General features: G+C 44.0%; 6 protein-coding genes. 3 read left to right on the top strand and 3 right to left on the bottom strand.

What is annotated here, in order from left to right:
• Window positions 1-706: DNA polymerase III subunit beta (dnaN, locus tag MCG46_RS19355; RefSeq protein WP_240281428.1), on the bottom strand; the 706-nt coding region annotated here is incomplete at its 3' end.
• 146 nt (window positions 707-852) lie between these two features.
• Window positions 853-2,229 carry a chromosomal replication initiator protein DnaA gene (gene dnaA, locus MCG46_RS19350; protein WP_240281427.1) on the bottom strand — a complete coding sequence of 459 codons (1,377 nt, stop codon included), beginning with the start codon at window positions 2,227-2,229 and terminating at the stop codon, window positions 853-855.
• Between the two features lie 510 nt (window positions 2,230-2,739).
• Here dnaA and MCG46_RS19345 point away from each other — a divergent pair.
• The 3 genes from MCG46_RS19345 (at window position 2,740) to MCG46_RS19335 (ending at window position 5,213) form a co-directional block, all read left to right on the top strand.
• Window positions 2,740-3,573, top strand: coding sequence for an HAD family hydrolase (locus tag MCG46_RS19345; protein WP_240281426.1), 834 nt, complete (start codon window positions 2,740-2,742; stop codon window positions 3,571-3,573).
• Window positions 3,567-4,346, top strand: coding sequence for a M15 family metallopeptidase (locus MCG46_RS19340; protein WP_240281425.1), 780 nt, complete (start codon window positions 3,567-3,569; stop codon window positions 4,344-4,346). The genes MCG46_RS19345 and MCG46_RS19340 overlap by 7 nt, the downstream gene beginning before the upstream one ends.
• Before the next feature lie 72 nt (window positions 4,347-4,418).
• Entirely contained in the window at window positions 4,419-5,213 is a 795-nt protein-coding gene (locus MCG46_RS19335) for an HAD family hydrolase (protein WP_240281424.1), read from the top strand.
• A 355-nt stretch (window positions 5,214-5,568) separates the two neighbouring features.
• On the opposite strand, the gene MCG46_RS19330 is transcribed toward MCG46_RS19335, so the two are convergent.
• The gene (locus MCG46_RS19330; protein ID WP_240281423.1) at window positions 5,569-6,831 is read right to left on the bottom strand and encodes an IS91 family transposase; all 1,263 of its coding nucleotides are present in this window, start codon (window positions 6,829-6,831) and stop codon (window positions 5,569-5,571) included.
• Window positions 6,832-6,933 lie beyond the last annotated feature (102 nt).

The following is a 6,933-nucleotide window of genomic DNA, read 5'->3' as shown; positions in this document are numbered from 1 at the left end:
TGACGGTTTCACCGATCCAGAACTGAGCTTTTTTATCAGAGACTGCGATCAGGATGCTGCTGTCCTGGGCAATCGTTTTGGAAACTTCATTTAAACTTTTAGCCGGAATCGTAATGTTAAAGTTATTCTCCGAGGTCAAATTTACTATCTTGCGGGCAAGGCGATAACTATCGGTCGCTACGCATTCCAAGCGCTTGCCGCTGCATTTCATATTCACGCCGGTTAAGACAGGCCGGGTTTCCCGATCGCTGGTCGCAAAGGTGGTCTGGCTGATGACTTTTAACAAAACGTCGGCGTCCATTTCAAACTGCTGACCTGGGCGGGTGAAATCAATTGCCGGATAATCCAATGCCCGCATGCCGTTGATTCTGAATTCTGCGGACATCCCGCTGATCTTGGTCAGTGAGCCATCGACGATTTCCAATTCAATTTCATCGGCGTCAATCTTTCTGACAATTTCAAGAATATATTTAGCTTCAATAACGATGGAGCCGGTTTCCTTCACGATCAGATTGGTTTCTTCTTCGTTTCCGCTGAGGGTGGTCTGGATGGAAATATCGGAATCGCTTCCGGTCAGAATAATCGAATCCTGATTTACTTCAATTTTGATGCCGGATAAAGCGGGTAACGGAGAATTGGAAGAAATCGCTCTGGATACGGTGTTCAGAGCGGAGTAGAAAACTCGCTTGGAGATTTTGAAATTCATGGTGTACCTCCCTTGTGTTTTTATTTAGTATTTAAGTTCAATACTATTAGGACTGTGGAAAAGTGGATAAAGTTTCAAAAAGCCTTATAATACAGGTTTATTTTATCACTTTTGACGGCGGAAATAAAGTGGAAAGCAGTGGTTAACTAATTCACCTGCATGAGCTTCTCTAATTCGCTGACAGCCTTGCGGTAAACATCGTCGTTCTTTAATCCCTTCTCCACTTTTTCGCAGGCGCTCATCACAGTAGAATGATCACGTTTGCCAAATTCATCGCCAATTTTTACATACGGCATGTCAAGATGCTTGCGGCACAGATACATGGCCATATGGCGGGCTGTGGCTATATTTTTAGTCCGCGTTTTGGAAACCAGCTGCAGTTTTGTTAAGCCGTAGTAATCGGCAACACAGCGGATGATTTTGGAAGCGGTCAAATCGTTTTTGTCAATCGTCTGTGCCTGTCCGCGGAAAGCGGAAACCGCAGTTTTAAAATCGATGCGGGTGCTGTTGGAGAAATTGATCGAATAGAACAATAATCGGTTTAGTGCCCCTTCCAGCTTACGCACATCCTGTGAGAAGTTGGACGCGATATAAGCCAGAACATCGTCATCAATAATTGAAGGATCAACGCTTTGTTTTTCCAGCTTGACTTTGAGGATGGCCACGGATGTTTCAAATTCAGGTGAGTCCACACCGACGGACAATCCAGAGGAGAAGCGGCTGATCAGACGTTCTTCCAGGCCTTTGATTTCGGTAGGATGCCGGTCGGAAGTCAGGCAGATCTGTTTCTTATTGTTGACCAATTCATTAAAGATGTAGAAGAACGTTTCATGGCTCTTTTCTTTGCCGGCCAGAAACTGAATATCATCGACCAGCAGGACGTCCAGGTCATTCATTTCTTCTTTGAATTCCTGAATTTGACCATTTTTGATGGAATTGACGACGGCGTTGACGAAGTCTTCGCTGGTCGTGTAGTAGACTTTTTTGTCCGGTGCGTGTTCGCTGACGTAGTTGCCGATGGCATTGAGCAGATGCGTCTTCCCTAAGCCGGAATTGCCGTAGATAAACAGCGGATTGAAGAACTGACCTGGATTGTAGGCGCAGGCCAGAGCCGCAGAGTGGCTTTCCCGATTGCTGCCTCCGACAACGAAATTATCAAAGGTGTAATCCTGAATCAAATTCGTTGTGTTTAAGCCGGTAATCGCCGGTGCTTTCTTCTTCGCCGCCAGCGGCCGGATTTTCTGCAGCTGACTTTCCATGACGATTTCGCAGCTGATTTTCCGCTCTTGAACTTCGCTGATCGCTTCCTCTACGATCTCTTTGTTCTGCATCATAATCGTTTGTTGGATATATCCGGGCACGACAACCAGTGCTTTCTTTTCATCAAGGTCCATCAGCTTGGAATCGGAGAAAAACTGATTAAAGATCAGATTGTCCAGTTTTTCCTGCTGTTTCCCCTTTTCTAAGATCAGCGTCAGGGTTCGCTTCCAGATATCGGATAAGTAAGAATCCATTACTGTCATTTTTATACAACTCCCATTCGTGGATAAGTTTCCTTAGCACTACTAGTTTAGCTAATTTGTCAGCATTTTTCCACGATGTTTTTCTTCCAAAAAAAGTTTTCCACAGGATAACTCCCCTTAAATCCGTGATTATTGTTTATTTTTACCCAGTTATCCACCACAATCCACATCTTTTCTATTGTGGATAAACTGGGGATAAGTGGACATGGATAACTTTTTTGGGGAAAATGGGGATAAATTCGGAGAATTCGGAAGTTATCAAGATTTTATCCATATCAAAATAGCCTTTTATAAAAGCGTTTATGACATAATCCACCATTATCCACAACTGTGGAAAACTATCTAATGTGGAATGCGGATTAGGCGTGGATAAAGAATTTTCCACTGCTGAAAAAAGACTGAAAACCCTGTGAACAGACAGAAGCCGCGGTTTTTCCTGTGGATATCTTAGGATTTGCTTAACATTAATGGGATGGTATAATTACACTACGATAAAGTGAGGATTAAAAAATGATACGTTTGATCTTTTGTGATGTTGACGGAACATTAGTTCAGGACAACGAGCAGGGGGATTACACGATTTCTGTGGAAAACCTTCGGGAAATTAACCGCACGGTGAATTCCGGCGTTCACTTTGCCTTAGCCACCGGCAGACCCGCTGACTTTGTACCGCGGACTTACGGTCGGCAGTTCAGCTTTGATACCGTGGCGTATTCCGGAGCTTACGTTACCGCACGTCAGAAACTGATCTATGAAAGTATATTTACGCTGGAAGAAGCCCGGCATCTTCAGGCTTTGCTGGAAAATCAGCCCGCCGAACTGTTATGCATAACCAATCAGAACGATTATTGCTTTGCCGGCCGCAAGTCGGAATATATCGATGAATTCTGTGACCCGGACAACGTTCCGGATCATCGTGAAATTCTGCCCTGGACGCTGGCGGAGCTGGCTCAGCGCAAACCGGCGCAGACTTTTGTATCCCTGGTCATTCTTTGTCATCAGCCGAATACATTAAAGCAGCTGGCTGAACAAGCTTCACGATTGGGCTATGATCCGGTGATGACCCGTCATGACGGCTATTCAATGATGAAACCCGGCGTCAACAAAGCCAGCGGAATTCAGAAAGTCGCATCGCTGGATCATGTACCGCTGTATGAGATTGCCGTTTTAGGGGATTCTATCAATGATTTGGAAATGTTTGAATTGATTGAAGAAAGCTACGCCATGGAGAAAAGTCACCCGGAAATCCTGGCGCGGGCAAAATATATTGTGCATGACGTAGCGGAAGCGCTGCGGATGATCCAAGAAAAAAACCGGGAAGAACAGGAGATGAGCAAATGTTAAAAATGACAAAGCTGTTGATTGCCTTCCTGCTGATCGTCAGCGTCGGCGGGTGCGGAAAGAAAGCAAAAACACCCAATGAGGACAATCTGAATCCAACCGAAACCCCTCAATCCCAGGAAACAGCCCAGCCTACTGCCGAGCCGGAGGAAACCCCAGCTTCCAATAATGATGGAAATGAGGGAGATATCGTGATGGAAGTTCCGGATCTGACCAGTCTTGACAGCATTAACCTGATCGTTAACAAACAACGTCCGTTAGGGGAAGATTACGAACCGGCGGATCTGGTCAAGCCGGATGTCCCGCTGGCCAAATCGTCTGTAACGATGCGTCAGGAAGCAGCCGAGGCGATGAAGATTATGTTTGACGCGGCTAAAGAAGACGGTATTTCACTGATGATCGGCAGCGGCTACCGCTCTTATGATTATCAGAAAACCTTATACAACAACTATGTTGCCCGCGATGGCGAGGAAGAAGCCAACCGTTATTCAGCCAAGCCGGGTCAGAGCGAACATCAGACAGGACTGGCAGCGGATTTATCCGGAACCAGCGGCAACTGTTATCTCAAAGGCTGCTTTAAGGATACGGATGAGGGCGTCTGGCTGAAAGAAAACGCCTGGAAATACGGCTTCATTCTGCGCTATCCGGAAGGCAAAGAGGAGATTACCGGATATATCTTTGAACCTTGGCATTATCGCTATTTTGGAACAGAAGAAGCTCAGAAAATCTTTGAAAGCGGTTTAACTGTCGAAGAATATTACAATTTGCAGGATTAGGCTTTTCTTTTCTCATTTCATCTTCTATAATGGGGCTGTTTTCAGGCTGAAAAGGAAGATGAAGGAGGATCTATGAAGAAAAAATGTCTCTTTTTTGATATCGATGGAACTTTGGTGGATGAACACACCCATCAGATTCCGCAAAGTACGATTGAAGCGCTTCACGAAGCCCGCCGCAACGGCAGCGTCGTGTTTATCAATACAGGCCGTCCGTATTCCCATGTTTCAGATATGATTAAAGAATTGAATTTTGATGGTTACTGCTGCGGCTGCGGCACTGAAATTATGGTTCAGGGAAAAGCGCTGTACCGTCATCAGATCCCCCAGGCTGTTTGCCAGAAGATCAAGGAAAAAGCCGATGTCTGTGAAATTGATTTATTCGGAGAAAACACGCCGACTTGTTATGTCAGTCTGGGTCATGTAAAAAATGGATTTGTGAAATCGATGGAAATTCTGAGCGGTGAAGGTTTTAACAACATTGTGCCGTGGATTGATCATGAGTCTGAATTTGTTAAATTCTGCATCGCTTATGATGACCACAGCAACCTTGAAGAATTCCGTCAGTTTTTAACAGAAATGCATTTTGAGTTTATCGACCGCTTCAATGGATTTGCGGAGATTGTTCCGCAGGCCTGCAGCAAAGCGACTGCCATTGATGTGGTTCGGCAGAAATACAATGTAGAACTGCAGGATTGTTATGTGTTCGGCGACAGCACCAATGATCTGCCAATGCTGAAGCATGTTCCGCACAGTGTTTTGATGGGCAATGGCACGATGTCATTAAAACCGCTGGTGGAAAAAGTTACGGCCCGTATCGATCAGGACGGGATTGCGAAGGCGATGAAAGAATACGGACTGATTCGCTGAATTAAAGGAAATTGAATCTCCAAATAAAAAGTTCCTGATTGTAAATTTTGATCAGGGACTTTTTTTCTTCTATTAGGAAATTGCATCAAAATGGGCGATAGGTTCAAGTGAGTTAAATAACTCAAACGAATCTTATGAAAAAGAAAAACGACCTAAAAGGTCGCAACGAAAAGAGAAATGAGAGAGGAGTGGAAGGATAGATTATTCCTGAGCGAATTGGCATAAGACATCGACAGGGATCATGACAGAATCCCATTGGATACAGTAGGCGCGGAAACATGGAATACCCCGATAAGAAATAAGATCACAAGCTTCTTCAGCAATATCGATTTCCATCGGATCCAGAAAACCACACTTAGTACACTTGAAGGGGATCGAGTTCACGGTGCCAGTCATAGAGTTCCCAGGTTTCATTGATTTTCACTTCCAATCCAGCCGGGAAAAAGGATTCAACCAATTCCATGATGTGTCCGCAGGAACAAAGGAAAGGATCAATGCCTGTGGACTCCTTACGAAATTCTCGATAAGAAGAAAGCTTCTTACGAATCCAAGCTCGAGGCTTACGTAACATTTTTTGAATACAGCGACAAAGTTTCTTTTTTCGAGAAGTATAGGCGCCTAAGTAACGAACCATTTTGAAATGATCATCAGGAATATGAAGAATGAGCTTTTTCATGAAAACGAGAGTGGAATCAAACACATCTACACGTTCATGGGTTTGATGGTCGATATAGTGCCACCAGACAAAGTCAAGGTCAACATCATAGTCTTCAATCCGACTTTGAGCCATGACAGGACGACCAACATAACGAACGATATAATCTACACAATCTTGAGTGGATTTGTGAGTAGAAGGTGGAGAGTAAACATAGAAGCCATCGGGATAATCTCGATAACATTGCTTTTTTACGATTTTAAAATCGGGGGAATTCAATTTGGCTTCCATGCGGTCAAGCAACTGCTTTTGAAAAGAAAAACGCAGAGAATCGTAGTGGATATGTTTTAAAGGTTGAAACGAACCGCTTTTACGAACACCGCCTTCGGCTAACAGAACGTGGATATGCGGGATCCAATTCAAAGGCCTGCCAAAAGTATGAAGGGTTAATACGGCACAAGGAATCAATTCTTCGTTTTTTCTTCCGGCTTTGCGAATGACATAATGAAGAGTATCTTCCACAGCTTTGAAAAGTTCGTCCAGTAAAGAACGATCTTTTTGAAAATAAGGACGAAGGGGTTCAGGAACCGTGAAAACGCCATGACGATGGGGACAATCAAAAACTTTAGATAGAATCGAGTCTGAAAGCAGGCGAGCATATTTTATACCGCACTGATTACAAAAACGAGATTTACAAGTATGCCAAACGAAAGTGAAGTTTTCACAGTGAGGACATTCGTAAAGAGAGTGGCCGAGATCATGATACTCACAGAGAATAATCGAGTTAACCGTTTTCATGATTGCGGGACGGATCCCTTTTCGATAAAGTTCATAATCAACAAGCAGCCGCCATCGATTTTCAGCAAAGATTTTAGCGATGGAAATGGGATTCGGACCTGGAAAGTAAGTGTCACAATGACCAAGAGCTAAGATTGTTTCTTTCTTGGATAGTGTGGATTTCATGGTACTCCCCACCTCTATCTTATCAGATTTCTATTTTATGACGCTACTCTCTTTTTCGCCTTTTTGAGTTCTATTCTATTAGAGATTTGCATGAAAAAGGAC

This window comes from Holdemania massiliensis (genome assembly GCF_022440805.1).
Lineage (GTDB): Bacteria > Bacillota_I > Bacilli_A > Erysipelotrichales > Erysipelotrichaceae > Holdemania > Holdemania massiliensis_A.
The sequence above is the reverse complement of the archived record's forward strand: the minus strand, read 5'-3'. Positions and strand labels throughout refer to the sequence as shown.